General features: G+C 65.1%; 18 protein-coding genes. 10 read left to right on the top strand and 8 right to left on the bottom strand.

The genetic code is table 11. From position 1 onward, the window contains the following. From LC083_RS09465 to LC083_RS09475, 3 genes are read right to left on the bottom strand one after another with little or no spacing between them, the layout of a single operon-like run. A complete protein-coding gene (locus LC083_RS09465) occupies nt 1–723 on the bottom strand; it encodes a M48 family metallopeptidase (protein ID WP_226700187.1) in 723 nt (240 codons plus the stop codon). After that, nucleotides 720–1,190: a YcgN family cysteine cluster protein gene (locus LC083_RS09470; RefSeq protein ID WP_226700188.1), complete on the bottom strand. Its 471-nt coding sequence runs from the start codon at nt 1,188–1,190 to the stop codon at nt 720–722. Before LC083_RS09470 ends, LC083_RS09465 begins: the two co-directional genes overlap by 4 nt. Further along, the gene (locus LC083_RS09475) at nt 1,178–1,759 is read right to left on the bottom strand and encodes an SCO family protein (RefSeq protein ID WP_226700189.1); all 582 of its coding nucleotides are present in this window, start codon (nt 1,757–1,759) and stop codon (nt 1,178–1,180) included. The genes LC083_RS09470 and LC083_RS09475 overlap by 13 nt, the downstream gene beginning before the upstream one ends. An 89-nt stretch (nt 1,760–1,848) precedes the next feature. Between LC083_RS09475 and LC083_RS09480 the strand changes: the two genes are divergently transcribed. From LC083_RS09480 to ssb, 5 genes are all read left to right on the top strand, one after another. Continuing rightward, a complete protein-coding gene (locus LC083_RS09480) occupies nt 1,849–2,460 on the top strand; it encodes an ankyrin repeat domain-containing protein (protein WP_226700190.1) in 612 nt (203 codons plus the stop codon). Then, on the top strand, nt 2,460–3,134 hold the full coding sequence (locus tag LC083_RS09485) for a COQ9 family protein (RefSeq protein WP_226700191.1): 675 nt from the start codon (nt 2,460–2,462) through the stop codon (nt 3,132–3,134). The genes LC083_RS09480 and LC083_RS09485 overlap by 1 nt, the downstream gene beginning before the upstream one ends. A gap of 56 nt (nt 3,135–3,190) precedes the next feature. Then, nucleotides 3,191–3,430 carry a FeoA family protein gene (locus LC083_RS09490; RefSeq protein ID WP_222554553.1) on the top strand — a complete coding sequence of 80 codons (240 nt, stop codon included), beginning with the start codon at nt 3,191–3,193 and terminating at the stop codon, nt 3,428–3,430. Further along, nucleotides 3,427–5,274, top strand: coding sequence for a ferrous iron transporter B (gene feoB, locus LC083_RS09495; RefSeq protein WP_226700192.1), 1,848 nt, complete (start codon nt 3,427–3,429; stop codon nt 5,272–5,274). The genes LC083_RS09490 and feoB overlap by 4 nt, the downstream gene beginning before the upstream one ends. Nucleotides 5,275–5,365: 91 nt before the next feature. Further along, nucleotides 5,366–5,896, top strand: a complete 531-nt coding sequence (gene ssb, locus LC083_RS09500; protein WP_226700193.1) for a single-stranded DNA-binding protein — start codon at nt 5,366–5,368, stop codon at nt 5,894–5,896. Between the two features lie 58 nt (nt 5,897–5,954). Here the strand turns inward: ssb and LC083_RS09505 are convergent, their stop codons facing one another. Next, complete coding sequence (locus tag LC083_RS09505; RefSeq protein ID WP_226700194.1) at nt 5,955–6,482, bottom strand: YceD family protein; 528 nt, start codon at nt 6,480–6,482, stop codon at nt 5,955–5,957. After that, nucleotides 6,479–6,997: a ubiquinol-cytochrome C chaperone family protein gene (locus tag LC083_RS09510; RefSeq protein WP_226700195.1), complete on the bottom strand. Its 519-nt coding sequence runs from the start codon at nt 6,995–6,997 to the stop codon at nt 6,479–6,481. Before LC083_RS09510 ends, LC083_RS09505 begins: the two co-directional genes overlap by 4 nt. A 170-nt stretch (nt 6,998–7,167) precedes the next feature. On the opposite strand from LC083_RS09510, the gene LC083_RS09515 reads away from it, so the two are divergent. The 5 genes from LC083_RS09515 to LC083_RS09535 all read left to right on the top strand — a co-directional run bounded on the left by LC083_RS09515 (nt 7,168) and on the right by LC083_RS09535 (nt 11,306). Next, nucleotides 7,168–7,638 carry an outer membrane protein assembly factor BamE gene (locus tag LC083_RS09515; RefSeq protein ID WP_226700196.1) on the top strand — a complete coding sequence of 157 codons (471 nt, stop codon included), beginning with the start codon at nt 7,168–7,170 and terminating at the stop codon, nt 7,636–7,638. A 39-nt stretch (nt 7,639–7,677) separates the two neighbouring features. Further along, nucleotides 7,678–8,238: an ATP-dependent protease subunit HslV gene (hslV, locus tag LC083_RS09520; RefSeq protein WP_319003435.1), complete on the top strand. Its 561-nt coding sequence runs from the start codon at nt 7,678–7,680 to the stop codon at nt 8,236–8,238. Nucleotides 8,239–8,245: 7 nt separating this feature from the next. Further along, complete coding sequence (hslU, locus tag LC083_RS09525) at nt 8,246–9,544, top strand: ATP-dependent protease ATPase subunit HslU (RefSeq protein ID WP_160606110.1); 1,299 nt, start codon at nt 8,246–8,248, stop codon at nt 9,542–9,544. Next, nucleotides 9,544–9,951 (top strand): ACT domain-containing protein, encoded by a 408-nt coding sequence (locus tag LC083_RS09530; RefSeq protein WP_226700197.1) that lies wholly within the window; start codon nt 9,544–9,546, stop codon nt 9,949–9,951. Before hslU ends, LC083_RS09530 begins: the two co-directional genes overlap by 1 nt. Nucleotides 9,952–10,034: 83 nt before the next feature. Further along, nucleotides 10,035–11,306 (top strand): dicarboxylate/amino acid:cation symporter, encoded by a 1,272-nt coding sequence (locus LC083_RS09535; protein WP_226700198.1) that lies wholly within the window; start codon nt 10,035–10,037, stop codon nt 11,304–11,306. 4 nt (nt 11,307–11,310) lie between these two features. On the opposite strand, the gene LC083_RS09540 is transcribed toward LC083_RS09535, so the two are convergent. The 3 genes from LC083_RS09540 to LC083_RS09550 all read right to left on the bottom strand — a co-directional run bounded on the left by LC083_RS09540 (nt 11,311) and on the right by LC083_RS09550 (nt 15,760). Continuing rightward, nucleotides 11,311–12,804, bottom strand: coding sequence for a SulP family inorganic anion transporter (locus tag LC083_RS09540; RefSeq protein ID WP_226700199.1), 1,494 nt, complete (start codon nt 12,802–12,804; stop codon nt 11,311–11,313). Nucleotides 12,805–12,914: 110 nt separating this feature from the next. Continuing rightward, nucleotides 12,915–14,735, bottom strand: a complete 1,821-nt coding sequence (locus tag LC083_RS09545) for an ABCB family ABC transporter ATP-binding protein/permease (protein WP_226700200.1) — start codon at nt 14,733–14,735, stop codon at nt 12,915–12,917. 38 nt (nt 14,736–14,773) lie between these two features. Continuing rightward, nucleotides 14,774–15,760 carry an aspartyl protease family protein gene (locus LC083_RS09550; protein ID WP_226700201.1) on the bottom strand — a complete coding sequence of 329 codons (987 nt, stop codon included), beginning with the start codon at nt 15,758–15,760 and terminating at the stop codon, nt 14,774–14,776. Nucleotides 15,761–15,924 lie beyond the last annotated feature (164 nt).

Here is a 15,924-nt window from a genome sequence, read left to right on the forward strand (position 1 = left end):
CTAGCTGAAGCTGGCGTAGAGCTTGCGGCCGTGGCGCGAGAGCCAGGCGTTCGCGTCCTCCACCTCCCCCTCGAACAGGCTGTCGAGCAGCGCGTGGAAAGCCGGGCTGTGGTCGAAATGGACGAGGTGTGCGACCTCGTGCGCAACCACCGAACGGCGCACGTGGTCGGGGGCCATCACCAGCCGCCAGTTGAGGCGCAGCACGCCTTCGCTCGAACAGCTGCCCCAGCGCCGCTTGGCGCGGGTCAGGCGGACAGGCGCCGCGGCGAGGCCGGCACGGGCGCAATATTGCGCGGCATCGTCGGCAAAGTGCCGCTCCGCCTCGGCTTCGAGCCAGCGCTGCAGGCGCCGCGCCAGCGTATCCTCCGGCCCGCCGAGCGTGAGCCTGCCGTCGGCCAGCACCGGCCTGCGCGGAGCATCGGCGCGCCAGTCGATGGCGATTTCCTCCCCGCGATAGGGCAGGGTGCCGCTGGCGACCGGGTCATGCGTTTCGGGCACCTTGGCCAACTGGGCTTCGAGCCATGCGGCGCGCGCATGGGCAAACGCGATGGCTTCCTTGCTGGCGCACCAGCGCGGCAGGGTGATGCGCACTGCGCTGCCGTCGGGGGCAAGCCGCAAGGTCAGGCGCCGCGCACGCGGATGGCGCTTTATCTCGATCGGGAGCGAACGGCCGGCGATGGTGATTTCCGGCTCCAGCGCCTCGCCCCGCAGCCACTCGATCATGCCGCCGCCTCTTCCCACCCGTCCTCGCCGTCACCCCATTCGACGATGTGGTGCTCGAGCGGGCCTGCCTCGTCTTCGCTGATCACGCGCCCGGCGACGGATACGCCGGCGCGGATCACCGCCTCGCGGTCGCCGGTGAGCAGGTAATGCCAGCCCGGCAGCGGGCGGTCGTCGGCACGGCGGCGATAGGCACAGGTATCGGGCAGCCATGGCACCTTGTCGACCAGCTTCAGCGTCAGGCGAAGGCAGTCGGGCACGAAGGCCTTGCGGTTCTTGTAGTCCTTGCAGCGCGCGGTCTGGCAATCGAGCAGGGTGCAGGCGACGTTCGTCTCTTCGATCTCGCCCGTGTCCTCGTATTCGACCTTGTGGAGGCAGCAGCGGCCGCAGCCGTCGCACAGCGCCTCCCATTCCTCCTGGTTGAGCTTCGCCAGTGGCAGCTCCCAGAAGCGGTCCCTTAGCGCACCCATTTGCCCAGTTCCGCCTTCACCGCTTCCGGCCCCTGATCGGTCGGAAGCATGGCCAGCGGCGAGCCGTCCGGCGCAAAGAGATAGGTGATGTTCGAATGGTCCATCAGATAGCCGCCGGCCTCGCTGTCGGCGCCGCGGGTGAAATAGACCGCGAACTTGTCCGCCGTGGCCTTGATATCCGCTTCGCTGCCGGTGAGGCCGATCAGGCGCGGATGGAAGGCGTCGGTGAATTCCGCGACCACTTCCGGCGTATCGCGCGCAGGGTCGACCGTGACGAAGAGCGGCTGGATCTTCGCGCCGAGATCGGGCGAATCCTTCTCGAACTGCTTGAGGCCCGCCATCGCGCGCTGGACGTCGGTCGGGCAGATATCGGGGCAGAAGGCATAGCCGAAATAGACGATGCGGTATTTGCCCGAAAAATCGCTCCACGAAACTTCGCTGCCGTCTTCGCCGATGAGGGTGAAATCGCCCCCGATGGCAGCGCCGGCCAGCGGCGGTTCCTCTGCCGGTGCGGCATTGCAGGAGGCGAGAAGGAGAGCGGTCAGGGCAACAGTGAATTTGTGGGGCATGACAGCATGGTTCATGGTCTGCTAAGCGCCCGTATTCAAGGGCAGGCCAACTGTTCTCAGACGTAAATTCCGCAAGGAGAAAGTCCAAGGTGCGCGTAAATCCGGTATCCCGTTTCCTGGCCCTGGCATTCGGCATGGTCGCCCTGGTGGCCACACCGGTGGCGGCGCAGCAACGCTCGGACGGCTCGAAATTCCTCGAGGCGGTCCGCAAGCGCGACGGAGACACTGCCACGCAGCTGCTGGACGAACCGGGCTCGACCATCGTCAATGCGCGCGACATTACCACGGGCGAGACTGGCCTGCATGCCGTGGCCGAACGCCGCGACCTGACTTGGGTGCGCTTCCTGCTGCAGCGCGGGGCCAATCCGAACATCGCCGACCGCAACGGCGTCACCCCCTTGCAGATTGCCGCACAGCTCGGCTTCGTCGAAGGCGTCGAACGGCTGGCCCAGGGCGGGGCGGACGTGGACGTGCGCAATGTCGCCGGTGAAACCCCGCTGATCAGCGCGATCCACCGCCGCGACGTGGCCATGATCGAAGTGCTCATCAAGGCCGGAGCCAGTCTCGACCGGACCGACAATTCGGGCCGCACGGCGCGCGACTATGCCAAGCTGATGGGCGACGACAGCAAGGTCATGGCGGCGATCACTGCCGCCGAAGAGGCGCGCGGCAAGCAGGCCGAAACCTACGGACCGAACTGATGGCTGAAACCGCCGCTCCCGATATTGCCGACCTGACGCTCGACGAACTGCGCCTTGCGCTGGCCCCCGCCATCGCCGATGCGGCGATTTTCGACGGGTGGAGCGATGCCGCGCTCGAAGTGGCGGCGGACCAGCTGGGCGCGGACATCGATGTCGCGCGCCTTGCCTTCAAGGGCGGTGCGATCGACATTGTCTTCGCCTGGATCGAGGCGGTGGACCTGGCCATGGCCGCTGCCTTCCCCGAAGACGTCATCGGCCCGATGAAGATCCGCGAGCGCATCCGCAGCCTCGTCCAGTTCCGCCTCGACGCTGTGGCAGGACAGGAAGAGGCGCTGCGCCGCGCGCTCGCCATCATGGCCATGCCGCAGAACGCGCCTGCTTCGGCGAAGCGTGGTTGGCAGACCGCCGACCTGATGTGGCGGCTCGCCGGCGATACGGCGACCGACTACAACCACTATACCAAGCGCGCGATCCTCGCCTCGATCTACGGTGCGACGCTGGCCGTGTTCGTCGAGGACGAAAGCGAGGGCAAGGCAGAGACGCGTGCCTTCCTCGACCGGCGCATCGAAGGCGTGATGAAGTTCGAGAAGGTGAAGGCCAAGTGGCTCAACCCCGAAAGAGAGACCTTCAGCCTGTCGCGCTTCCTTGGCCGTTTGCGCTATCCGGCGCGCTAATCGCCGCTATTGATAACCAGTTGCAATAAGCGCAGCGATCTGACAGGGCGGCCCGCATGACTCTGGACGCTCTCGAAAGCGGGAAGCCGGCGCGTATCACCGGCGTGGACTGGGCCAGCCTGGCCGAGGACGAAGGCAAGCGCCTCAAGGCGCTGGGCGTGGACGAAGGCGCGGAAATCGCCGTGATCCACCGCGGCGTGTTCGGCACGCGCGACCCGCTGGCGCTGCGCCTCGGCAACATGACCATCGCCATCCGCCGCGTCCACGCGAAGGCGATCGAGGTGGAAGCAGCATGAGCCGCAAGCGCACCGCAGCCCTCGTCGGCAATCCAAATTCGGGCAAGTCCGCGCTCTTCAACGCGCTGACCGGCGCGCGCCAGAAGATCGCGAATTATGCGGGCGTCACGGTGGAACGCAAGGCGGGCCGCCTGGTCCTGCCGAGCGGCGAGCCGGTCGAACTGCTCGACTTGCCCGGCTCCTACAGCTTCGATGCCGCCAGCCCGGACGAGGCGGTGACCCGCGACGTGGTCAAGGGTACGTTCGAGGGCGAGGCCGTCCCCGATGTCATCATCCTGGTGCTCGACGCGGCCAATCTCGAACAGCATCTCGTTTTCGCGCAGGAAGTGCTCGAACTGGGGCGGCCCACGGTGGTCGCGCTCAACATGATCGACCTTGCCGAACGTGACGGTCTGACGCTCGACCCGGCGGCGCTGTCGCAGGCGCTGGGCGTGCCGGTGATCCCGACCGTGGCCGTGCGCCGCAAGGGCCTTGCCGAACTGACCGACGCCATCGCCGAGGCGGAAACGCATGCGGACGAGGAAGCGCACACGCGCTGGCACGTCACGCTGCCCGAACGGCGCCTGTCGGCCAAGCACATGGCCCGCGCCGCGATCCTGTCGAAATCGACCCGTCACACGATCGAGAACGGCGTCGACCGCGTACTGCTCAATCCGTGGATCGGGCCGGTCATCCTGTTCGGCCTGCTGTTCGTGGTGTTCCAGGCCGTCTTCGCCTGGGCGACGCCCTTTGCCGATGCGCTGGAAGGCGGGGTGGGCGTCATCTCGCAAGGCGTCTCCGATACGCTACCCGAAGGACTGCTGCGCGATTTCCTGACCGAAGGCGTGCTGGCAGGCGTTGGCTCGGTCGTGGTCTTCCTGCCGCAGATCATCATCCTGTTCTTCTTCATCCTGGTCATGGAAGCGAGCGGCTACATGGCGCGCGCGGCCTTCCTGATGGACCGGCTGATGGCGAGCGTCGGCCTGTCGGGCCGCAGCTTCATTCCGCTGCTGTCGAGCTTTGCCTGCGCCATTCCCGGCATCATGGCGACGCGCTCGATCTCCGATCCCAAGGACCGGCTGACCACCATCCTGATCGCCCCGCTGATGACCTGTTCGGCGCGCCTGCCGGTCTATGCCGTGGTCATCGCAGCTGTGATCCCGCAGACCAGCGTCGGACCGGGCGTGGGCCTCCAGGGCCTTGTCCTGTTCGCGCTCTACGTCGCCGGTATCGTCGGAGCCATGGCGGTCGCGCTGGTGCTGCGCCGCACGGTCACCAAGGGCGCGGCCTCGGGCTTCATCATGGAACTGCCGCGCTACCAGCTGCCGCGCCTTAAGGACCTCCTCATCGGCCTGTGGCAGCGCGCCTGGGTCTTCCTGCGCCGCGCCGGTACGATCATCTTCGTCGCCACGATCGCGCTGTGGGTGCTCCTCAGTTTCCCCAAGGCGGAACCCGGCGAAAGCCAGCTCGATGCGAGCTTTGCTGGCGCCATCGCCGATACGCTGCACCCGGTGCTCGCGCCCGTAGGCTTCAACCGCGAGATGAGCCTGGCGATCGTGCCCGCCATCGCCGCGCGCGAAGTTGCGGTCTCCGCGCTTGCCACGACCTATGCCGTCGATGCTGAGGACGAGGAACTCGCCGCGCAGGGCGTGACCGCCCAGATCGCCGCCCTGTGGAGCCTGCCGACCGCGCTGGCCTTCCTTGCGTGGTTCGTTTTCGCCCCGCAGTGCCTGTCGACCATCGCGGTCGCCCGGCGCGAGACGAACGGGTGGAAATGGCCCGCCGTCATGGTCGGCTATCTCTTCGCGCTCGCATGGCTGGCGGCGGGGGCGACTTACTGGATCGCGGTGAGCCTCGGGCTTTAGCTCCGCTTCGGTGGAAAGCTTGTTCGCGCCCTAGAACCGACTCGCTCGCTTCGTTAGGCCACGTGCCAACAAGTTACGAAGGAACGATTCGATGGCCGGTAGCCTCAACAAAGTCATGCTGATCGGAAACCTGGGCGCAGACCCGGAAATCCGCAGCTTCCAGAACGGCGGCAAGGTCGCGAACCTGCGCGTAGCCACCACCGAAACCTGGAAGGACCGCAACACCGGCGAACGTCAGGAACGGACCGAATGGCACACCGTCGCGATCTTCTCCGAAGGTCTCGTCGGCGTGGTCGAACGCTTCCTGCGCAAGGGTTCCAAGGTCTACATCGAAGGCCAGCTGCAGACCCGCAAGTGGCAGGACCAGTCGGGCAATGACCGCTATTCGACCGAAGTCGTGATCCGCGGCATGAACGGCACGCTGACCATGCTCGATGGCGCCCAGGGTGGCGGCGGCGGCAATCGCGGCGGCGGTGGCGGCGGTGGCAATTGGGACCAGGGCGGCGGTTCGTCGGGCGGTGGCTCGGGCGGCGGCTGGAACCAGGGCGGCGGATCGTCCGGTGGCGGCCAGTCGGGTGGCGGTTCGAACTACGACGATCTCGACGACGACATCCCGTTCTGATCGCCAGCAGATAGACGAAAGAGGGCCGCCATTGCGCGGCCCTTTTCTTTTGCGCTCTCTATTTCTTCAGCTTCGCCAGCACTTCTGCCAGCGGGCCGCTGGGCTTGCGGTCTTCGTCGCTTTCGATGCCCTTTTCCGCGCGCACGCGGTCAGCCTCGGGGCCTTCGCGATAGGGATCGACGGCAAGGCCGAGTTCCTGCGCGATTGCCTCGCCGATATCGAAGGCTTCGCCCTCGTATTCGATCTCGTCGAGATCGTCGGAACTCAACTCGAATTCCTCGTCCGGTTCGTGCGCCGCGGGCGCGCTTTCGGGGACGAAGCGCAGTTCGAACTCCTCGGCGACCTCGTAAGTGAAATCCTCGCGGCTGACCGCGCAGGGCTGTTCGACGCTCGCGGCAAGGTTGCCGCGAGCAATCACCGCCTCGCCCTTGGGTTCGAAGGTCACGCGGGCCGACAGGGCGGGCAGGGAGGTGATGCCGAAACGGGCGGCAAGTGCAGCGCGCTCCGCCTCGTTCGCCTCGATAGCCATTTCGCCGGGGGGAAGCGCGCGCGGCTTGATCATGCGCGAGAGTTCTGACGCGCTCATGCGGCGAACTCGCCCTTGCGCAGTTGGTCGGCGCTGGTCCGCGAAAGGCGCTTGTCGAGGCGGATCATGCGTTCCGCCAGCGCCTCGGCCTCATCCTCCTGCGCCATGGTCACATTGCGGCGCACCGCATCGGCCAGCGCCGCGCGGTCTTCGTCGGCCAGCGCCTTGCGATAGGCGCCGAGGCGCCCGCCCATGGTGCTCATGAGAGTGCCGATTTTCTTGCCTACCGTGGGGTCGCCGATGCCCGCTTCGCGCAGTTGGCCTTCCATGTCTTCGACGAACAGTTCGGTCAGTAGGGCGGTGTGGGGTGCGAGGTCCGCATCCTTTTCCATCCGCAGCAAGGCGAGGCTCAGCGAGAGCGTAACCATGTCGAAGCGGCCTTCGATCGTGTCGGCAACGCCGCACATCCGGTACCAGTCGGGATCGCGCGCTTCTTCCACGACGCGGTGCCACAGGGGGCGCCACTGTTCGCGCGGGTCGGCTTGCGTTCCGAAAAGGCGGGATAGGAAGGACATCTAATGCTTCTTTCTGTTCAATCGTTCAGCGGCAATTCAAGCCGCCATCCCCACCGCAGCACGACACGCACGTTGCAAGCTACGTCCCAGCGGTTTAGGGCGTGGGCCGCATATAGGATGCGCTGGCGACAAGGCCAAGCGCGCCGCCAGGATGGAGACACGCTGTTCCCATGAACAGGTCCAAGATTTTCGGTATCGCCGCGATCCTCGCGGCAGGCCTCGCCACCACCGCCTGCAGCTCGATCAAGGAATCGCGCGGCTATATCGTCGACAGCATCCTGGTCGGTACGGTCCAGCCGGGGATCGACAACGAGCGCAGCGTGGCCGCCACGCTTGGCCGCCCCACCTTCACCAGCCAGTTCGGCGATCCGACCTGGTATTACGTGTCGAGCACGACGGGACGTAAGCCCTTCGTGCGCCCGAGCATCCGCGAACACCAGGTGCTGGCGGTCAAGTTCGATGCGTCCGGTAACGTGATCTCCGCCGACCGCACGGGCCTCGAAAAGGTCGTCTATCTCTCGCCCGATGGCGACGAGACGCCGACGCTCGGCCGCGAGCGCGGTTTCCTCGAAGACCTGTTCGGAAATATCGGCACCGTAGGCCAGCCGGGCCTCGGCGGACAGCAGGGCCCGGGAAGCTGATCGCTTGACCCTGTTGCGGCGCACCCCATATCGCGCCGCATGGACGATAGAGAAAACCGCCACAGCCTGACCAAGTGGCACGGCACCACCATCATCGGGGTACGCAAGGGCGATCGCATCGTCGTTGCCGGGGACGGACAGGTCTCCATGGGCAACACGGTCATGAAGCCCAATGCTCGCAAGGTTCGCCGGATCGGTGAAGGCGGCAAGGTCGTCGCCGGTTTCGCCGGTGCCACTGCCGATGCCTTCACCCTGTTCGAACGGCTGGAAAAGAAGCTGGAACAGTACAGCGGCCAGCTGCTGCGCGCCGCGGTCGAGCTGACCAAGGATTGGCGCACCGACAAGTACCTGCGCAATCTCGAAGCGCTGATGATCGTGGCGGACAAGGACAACCTCCTCGTCCTCACCGGCAATGGCGACGTGCTGGAACCGGAAGGCGGCATCACCGCCATCGGCTCGGGCGGGAATTACGCGCTCGCCGCGGCGAAGGCGATCGCCGAATATGAAGACGACCCCGAAGTCATCGCGCGCAAGGCCATGAAGGTCGCCGCCGACATCTGCGTCTTCACCAATGGCAATGTGACCCTCGAAGAGGTCTGACACTTACATGGACAATCTGACACCCAAGGCGATCGTCGCCGCGCTCGACGAGCATATCATCGGGCAGAAAGACGCCAAGCGCGCCGTTGCCGTGGCGCTGCGCAACCGCTGGCGCCGCCAGCGCCTTGCTGCGGACCTGCGCGACGAGGTGACGCCCAAGAACATCCTCATGATCGGCCCCACCGGCTGCGGCAAGACCGAGATCAGCCGCCGCTTGGCCAAGTTGGCCGAGGCACCGTTCGTGAAGGTCGAAGCGACCAAGTTCACCGAAGTCGGCTATGTCGGCCGCGACGTCGAACAGATCGCTCGCGACCTCGTCGAAGAAGCCATCCGGCTGGAAAAGGAACGCCGCCGCGAAGCCGTGCGTGAAGCTGCCAGCCAGGCGGCGATGGACCGCCTGCTCAACGCGCTCGTCGGCGAGAATGCCAGCGAAGCGACGCGCGAGGCTTTCCGCGAACGAATCGTCCAGAACGCGATGAACGAGACCGAGGTCGAGATCGACGTGAAGGACCAGCCGGCCAGCAACATGGAAATTCCCGGCATGCCCGGCAATGTCGGCATGATCGACCTGTCCGACATGCTCGGCAAGGCGATGGGCCGTACGCCGACCAAGCGGCGCAAGCTCAAGGTACCCGATGCGTGGGACAAGCTGGTCGAGGAAGAGGCCGAGAAGCGCATGGACCAGGACGACGTGCACCGCGTCGCACTGGAGAATGCCGAGACCAACGGCATCGTTTTCCTGGACGAGATCGACAAGATCGCGGTCAGCGACGTACGCGGTGGTTCCGTGTCCCGCGAAGGCGTGCAGCGCGACCTGCTGCCGCTGATCGAGGGCACGACGGTTGCCACCAAGTACGGGCCGATGAAGACCGATCACGTGCTCTTCATCGCCTCGGGCGCGTTCCATGTCGCCAAGCCGTCGGACATGCTGCCCGAATTGCAGGGCCGCTTGCCGATCCGCGTCGAACTGCGCGCGCTGACGGAAGAAGACTTCGTGCGCATCCTCACAGAGACGCGCGCCAACCTCGTCGAACAATACCGCGCCCTCATCGGGACCGAAGAGGTCACGCTCGAGATCACCGACGATGCCATTGCCGAAGTCGCCAAGATCGCGGCGCGGGTGAACGAAAGCGTCGAGAATATCGGTGCCCGGCGCCTGCAGACCGTGATGGAACGCCTGCTTGAAGACATCAGCTTCGAGGCGGAAGAGCACAAGGGCGAGACGGTGACCGTTGATGCGGCCTACGTCCGCGAACGGCTCGACGACCTTGCAGGCGACGCCGATCTGAGCAAGTACATCCTCTGATGCCCGAAACCATCCTCCAGACCCAAGCGATGATCGCGGGCATGGCGCCGCGGCTCGACACACAGCTCTGGAGGTTCGTGACCGTAACGCCCGACAAGGCGCCCGAATTGCTGGGCGCCGCCATCGGCACTTTCCGCGAGGACGAAGGTGTGACCGCCATCGTCCCGGCAGAGCTGGCGGACGAGGCAGGGCTGGGAGGACCCGATTTCGCGCGCATCACGCTGATGGTGCATTCCGACCTCGAAGGCGTAGGGCTGACCGCGGCGGTTTCCACCGCGCTCGCCGATGCGGGCATTGCCTGCAACATGGTCGCAGCCTTCCATCACGACCACGCCTTCGTGCCCGCCGCGCACAGCAAGCGCGCGATGACGGTCCTCAAGATCCTGCAGGACAGCGCCGACCTCTAGGCGCGGCCGGGAGCCGTCCCGGGGGCTCCTTGCCACTTCCACCAATTCAGGTCACACTTCCTCCGGGTTCGGGGGGACTTGCGATGTGGGACCGGCTGAAGACGCTTTCGCTTTCAATCAGGATCCTGCTGGGGCTGGCACTGGGGGCGGTGATCGGCCTCGCATTGCCATCGACCGGCCGGAACGAGGGTGTGGACCAGTTCGTCGAGGCAGCCGCAATCGGCGGCAAGCTCTGGCTCCAGGCGCTCCAGATGACGATCCTGCCGCTCGTCTTCGGCCTCGTCGCAACGCTCTTCATCAGGTCGAAGGGCGTGTCGAAGGGGACGGGAGCAGCGCGCCGGGCTTTTTACGTAATGATGGCGCTCTACGTGCTTTCAGTGCCGGTCGGTGCCTTGACCACCGAGGTTTTTCTGAGTGCTTTTCCGGTCACTCAGGACATGGCGCAAGCCATGCGTGCGATGGCCGGAGAGAGTGTTTCTGCCGAGAGCCTGCACTGGCAGGACACTTTGCTGGCCATCGTGCCGGTGAACATTATCGAAGCCATGGCCGGGCCAAGCCTCTTGCCCGTGCTCTTCTTCGCTCTGGTATTCGGTGCCGCTCTCGCAAGCATGCCTACCTCTGCGGGCAAACAGGTATTGTCCGATGCACTCACCGGGCTCGTTGATGTAGCTTTCGTGATCGTGGAATGGGTCCTGCGCCTAGCTCCCATCGGGGTCCTGTTGCTCATCTTGCCAACGACACAACGCTTCGGAGCAGATATTTTCGCTGGCTTGGCGCACTGGGTAGCCTTCTCCTGCGCGAGCCTGCTCTTCGCATTCCTTGTCGTTTATGTGGTTGTGGCCCTCACAACGAGAGTTGGGGTCATGACGTTCGCCAAGGCTATCCTGCCTGCCCAGTCTGTTGCTGCCGGTACCCAGAGCTCTACGGGTACCATGCCGATAACGATCGAATCATGCCGCCGGATGGGACTGGCCGAAGAATCGATTAGCGCGACCATGCCGCTTGTCGCTGTGGCTTTCCGTTTCATTGGCCCGCCGTCCTTCATGATGACCAGCGCATACGCTGCAGCAGTCTATGGTATTTCCTCCTTCGGTATCGCGATGTTGATCGCTGTCGGCCTGCTCGGCATCCTGATGGAAATGGGCACGATTGGGATACCCAACACTGCGACTGCAGTGGCCCAGACCACGCCATTTGCCGCATTGGTCGGATTTCCGATCGAGTTCATCGTAGTCTTGCTTGTGGTCGAGATAATCCCCGACATCTTCAAGACCGTCACAAACGTCACGGCTCACGCGGCCGCGACGGCGATTGTGGATCGCAGCACCAATTCGGAGCCGGTCGCCGCCGAATAGATTGTCAGGGGTGCGGTGCCAGGCCGATCTCCACACCGGTCTTGTCGGTCAGGGCGAACTTGTCGACCAGATCGGCGCTTGCACGATTGAGGCCGACGACCTGCACACTGCGACCGTTCCGGCGCATGCGTTCGACCACCTTGTCGAGCGCGCCCACGGCCGAGATGTCCCAGAAGTGCGCCTTGCTGACGTCGATGATCACGTGGTCTGCCGGGTCGGGCATCTGGCTCTCGGGGCCTAGCGCGGCTTCGAAGCGCTCGACGCTGGCGTAGAAGATCTGGCCCTTGGCCCAATAGGTCGCGGTGTCTCCCTCGCGGGTACGCACGACATCGAACATGGTCATCACCTTGTGGGTGAAGAACACACCCGACAGGACGACGCCGGCCAGCACGCCGAGCGCCAAATTGTGCGTTGCCACCACGACCACGACAGTGGTGACCATCACCACGCTCGACTGCCACGGGTGCTTGCCGATGTTGGGGATCGAGTTCCACGAGAAGGTGCCGATCGACACCATGATCATGATCGCCACCAGCGCGGGCATCGGCACCTGCCCGACAAGGTCGCCCAGCACGGCCAGCAGGACCAGCAGCGAAAAACCTGCGGTAAAGGTCGAAAGGCGCGTGCGCCCGCCGCTCGTCACGTTGATGACCGACTGCCCGATCATCGCGCAGCCGCCCATGCCGCCGAACATGGCGGCCACGATATTGGCGACGCCTTGGCCTGCGCTTTCGCGGCGCTTGTTCGAGCCGGTGTGCGTCATGTCGTCGACGATCTGCGCAGTCAGGAGCGATTCGAGCAGGCCGACCGCGGCCATGGTCGCCGAATAGGGAGCGATGATGGCCAGCGTTTCCCACGTCAGCGGCACGTCGGGCAGCATGAAATAGGGCAGGCCTTCGGGCAGTTCGCCCATGTCGGCGACCGTGTTGACCGGCGCATTGATGTAGATGCTCAGCGCGGTGAGCACGATGATCGCTACCAGCGGGCTCGGCACGGCGGTGGTCAGCTTGGGGAAGAGATAGATGATCGCCAGCGCGGCGGCGACCATGGCATAGGTTTCCCAGCCCACGTTGGTCAGCTGCGGCAGCTGCGCCATGAAGATCAGGATGGCGAGCGCATTGACGAAGCCGGTGATGACCGAGCGCGAGACGAACTGCATCAGCAGGTCGAGGCGGAGGAGGGCGGCAATGCCCTGGAACACGCCCATAAGGATGGTCGCGGCGAAGAGATATTCGACCCCGTGATCGCGTACCAGCGGCACGACGACGACCGCCACTGCGGCCGTCGCGGCGCTGATCATGCCGGGCCGCCCGCCGGTAAAGGCGATGACCATGGCGATCGCGACCGAGGCATAGAGGCCTACGCGCGGATCGACGCCCGCAATGATCGAAAATCCGATCGCTTCCGGGATGAGGGCCAGCGCGACGACGATACCTGCCAGCACGTCGGCGCGGATGTTGGAGAGCCAGTCGCGGCGAAGCGCGCTGCGGTCGAGCATGACGAATATCCGTTCGTGTCAGGATTGGGCGCGCACGGGCGCGCGCGAAGAATGTTGCTCGCCCGTTTAAGGATGTTGCAGTGCAACACAACCCCGCGGGGGCAGAATTCCTATTCCGCCGCCTCGCTCTCGGCTTCGCTTTCGGCCTGCTGGCGTGCCCACATCTCGGAATAGAGGCCGCCTTGGCGTAGCAACTGCGCGTGCGTCCCGCTCTCTGCAAGGCGCCCCTGGTCGAGCACCAGGATGCGGTCGGCATCGGCGATGGTCGAGAGGCGGTGCGCGATGGCGAGCGTGGTCCGATCCTCGCTCACCCGGTGCAGCGTGCGCAGGATGTCCTGTTCGGTCCGGCTGTCGAGCGCACTTGTCGCTTCGTCCAGCAGCAGGATCGGCGGGTTCTTCACCAGCGTGCGCGCGATGGCGACGCGCTGCTTCTCGCCGCCCGACAGCTTGAGGCCGCGTTCGCCCACCTCGGTATCGAAACCCTGCGGCAGGCGTTCGATGAAAGGCAGGATGGCCGAAGCCTGCGCCGCGGCGATGACTTCTTCCTCGGTCGCGCCCTCGCGCCCGTAGGCGATGTTGTAGCCGATCGTCTCGTTGAACAGCACGCTGTCCTGCGGGACGATACCGATCTGGGCGCGCAGGCTCTTCTGGGTGACCTGGGCAATATCCTGCCCGTCGATCAGGATCCGCCCCGACTGCGGGTCGTAGAAGCGGAACAGCAGGCGCGCGATGGTGCTTTTGCCCGCGCCCGAGGGACCGACGATGGCGACATGGCTGCCCGCCGGCACTTCGAAGCTGAGGCCCTTGAGGATCGTACGATCCGGCTCATAGCCGAAGACGACATTCTCGAAGGCGATAGTCGGGCGCTTCACCACGAGGGCAGGGGCGCCGGGTGCATCGCGCACCTCCACGTCGGTATCGATCAGGTCGAACATGGCGGCCATGTCGATGATGCCTTGCCTGACCGTACGATAGACCATGCCCAGCATGTCGAGCGGGCGGAAGAGCTGGATGAGATAGGTGTTCACCAGCACGAGGTCGCCCGTGGTCAGCTGGCCCTTGCTCCAGCCCCAGACCGTAAAGGCCATGGCGCCGCCCATCAGCAGGTTCATGATCATGGCCTGGCTGATGTTGAGGAGGCCCAGCGAGTTTTCGGACCTGATGGCAGCCTCGGCCCAGGCATGGGTCGCCTCGCCATAGCGGGCGCGCTCGCGCTCTTCGGCGGAGAAGTATTTGACCGTCTCGTAATTGAGCAGGCTGTCGACCGAGCGCGACAGCGCCGTCCCGTCGAGCTCGTTCATCCGGCGCCGCAACTCGTTGCGCCACTCGGTGATCTTGCGGGTGACGATGATATAGGCGGCCACGGTCACGCCGGTCGCGGCCACCAGTTCCCAGCCGAAATTGATGTAGAAGATCACACCGACCGCCAGCAGCTCGATTGCCGTCGGCGCGATGTTGAACAGCAGGAAGTAGAGCATGACATCAATGCTCTTGGTGCCGCGCTCGATGGTCTTGGTGATCTCGCCGGTCCGGCGCGAGAGGTGAAAGCGGAGCGACAGCTGGTGCAGCCGCGCAAAGACGTCCTCGGCCAGCTGGCGCGTCGCGTCCTGTCCGACGCGCTCGAAAGTGATGTTGCGCAGATTGTCGAATGCCACCCCGGCAAAGCGCCCGGCGGCATAGGCAATGACGAAGGCGAGAGCGACCATCGCCGCCTCGTTGGCCGGCGTGGTCATGGAATCGACTGCACGCTTGTAGGCAAAGGGCAGGGCGAGCGTCGTCGCCTTGGCCGCCAGCACGAATACCATCGCGCCGATGATGCGCCGCTTCAGGCGCGGATTATCCTTTGGCCAGAGATAGGGCAGGAAACGCCGCAGCGTCGCCCAGCTTTCGGCGTCGGCGGTCTCGTCCTGCGGTTTCGTCTCGGGCGGCATGGCGCGCTATGTGGGGCGCGCAGCGCTCGCGGGCAAGTTCAGGTCCCCATCCGGGTGGCGTTGAACCTGCGGTTGAGGATCGAATTGGGCGTCGCATCGCGCGGCAGGTCGAACAGGACGCGCCGGGTCGAGAAGTCGATCGCCACGCGTTCGAACAGGGCAAGGTTGTGCATCCCGAGGATCAGTGCCGGCTTGTCGGTATAGCCCAGCGCCTTAAACGCCGGGCTGTCGGCAAAGCCGATGGTCGCATTGGTGATGGTTGCCCCGCCGATGATGATCTCCTTGGCGAAAGCGAGATTACTGCGCAGCATCTCGCCGTGGACGTCCGACGTCACCAGCTCGTTGCGGTCGCCCGCGCGCGAGCGTTTCATCATCTTGCGCAGCAGCGCCGGGTTGCCGAAGGAATACTGTGCGCCGGTGTCGAGGATGACTGCAGTGCGGATCCCGTCGATTTCCGCATCGGTGATGATCATCCGCCCGAGCTTGTTACGCGCGCGCACGACGATGTCGTATCCGCGATTGCCGCCCAGAGCATCGGCATCGGCGACTGCGATGCGGTCTTCCTTGAAGTCCATTGCGACGCGCAGGTCCTGCAGGCTGTCGAGGCCGAGGATCCCGTCCGCCCCTATATGGTGGCTGTCGAGCAGGGGGGTGACGAGCCCGCTGAAGACGCGGTCGGCGAATTCGAGTTCGTCGATCTCCACCGTCTGGACCATGCGGGCCGATCCCATGGCGACCAGCATGGCCTCGCCGTTGGGCTCGATCTCCAATGCTTCCGTTACGCGGCGCGTGATCACGGTGGCTTGGGCGCCAGTGTCGATGAAGAAGCGGAAGGGCCCCTTGCCGTCGATCATGACGGGGACGGTGAGGCGTTCGTAGCGGTCGCGGTCGAGCTGGAGCTCGTCGACCGGCATATCGGTGTCGGCGGTTGACGGGGCTTGTGTGCCTGTGACCTGCGGCTCCGGCGCGAGCGGGGCGGTCGCTGCCAGCAACAGCGCTGCGGGAAGGACGAGGTTTGCGGCCATGGCCTGTCTCCAATCTTGGACAAAGGTAACACGCGCGCACGTGAGAGCCAAAGTCGCTGGTGGATTCGTGTCGGCCGCGAATCCCGATGGCCGATTCACCGGATTCGGGCCCGATTCCGCTGAATCGCGATTCAACCCGGGCCGATTCAGGGATCTGAATCGGG

This window comes from Qipengyuania gaetbuli, assembly GCF_020524765.1.
GTDB lineage: Bacteria > Pseudomonadota > Alphaproteobacteria > Sphingomonadales > Sphingomonadaceae > Qipengyuania > Qipengyuania gaetbuli_A.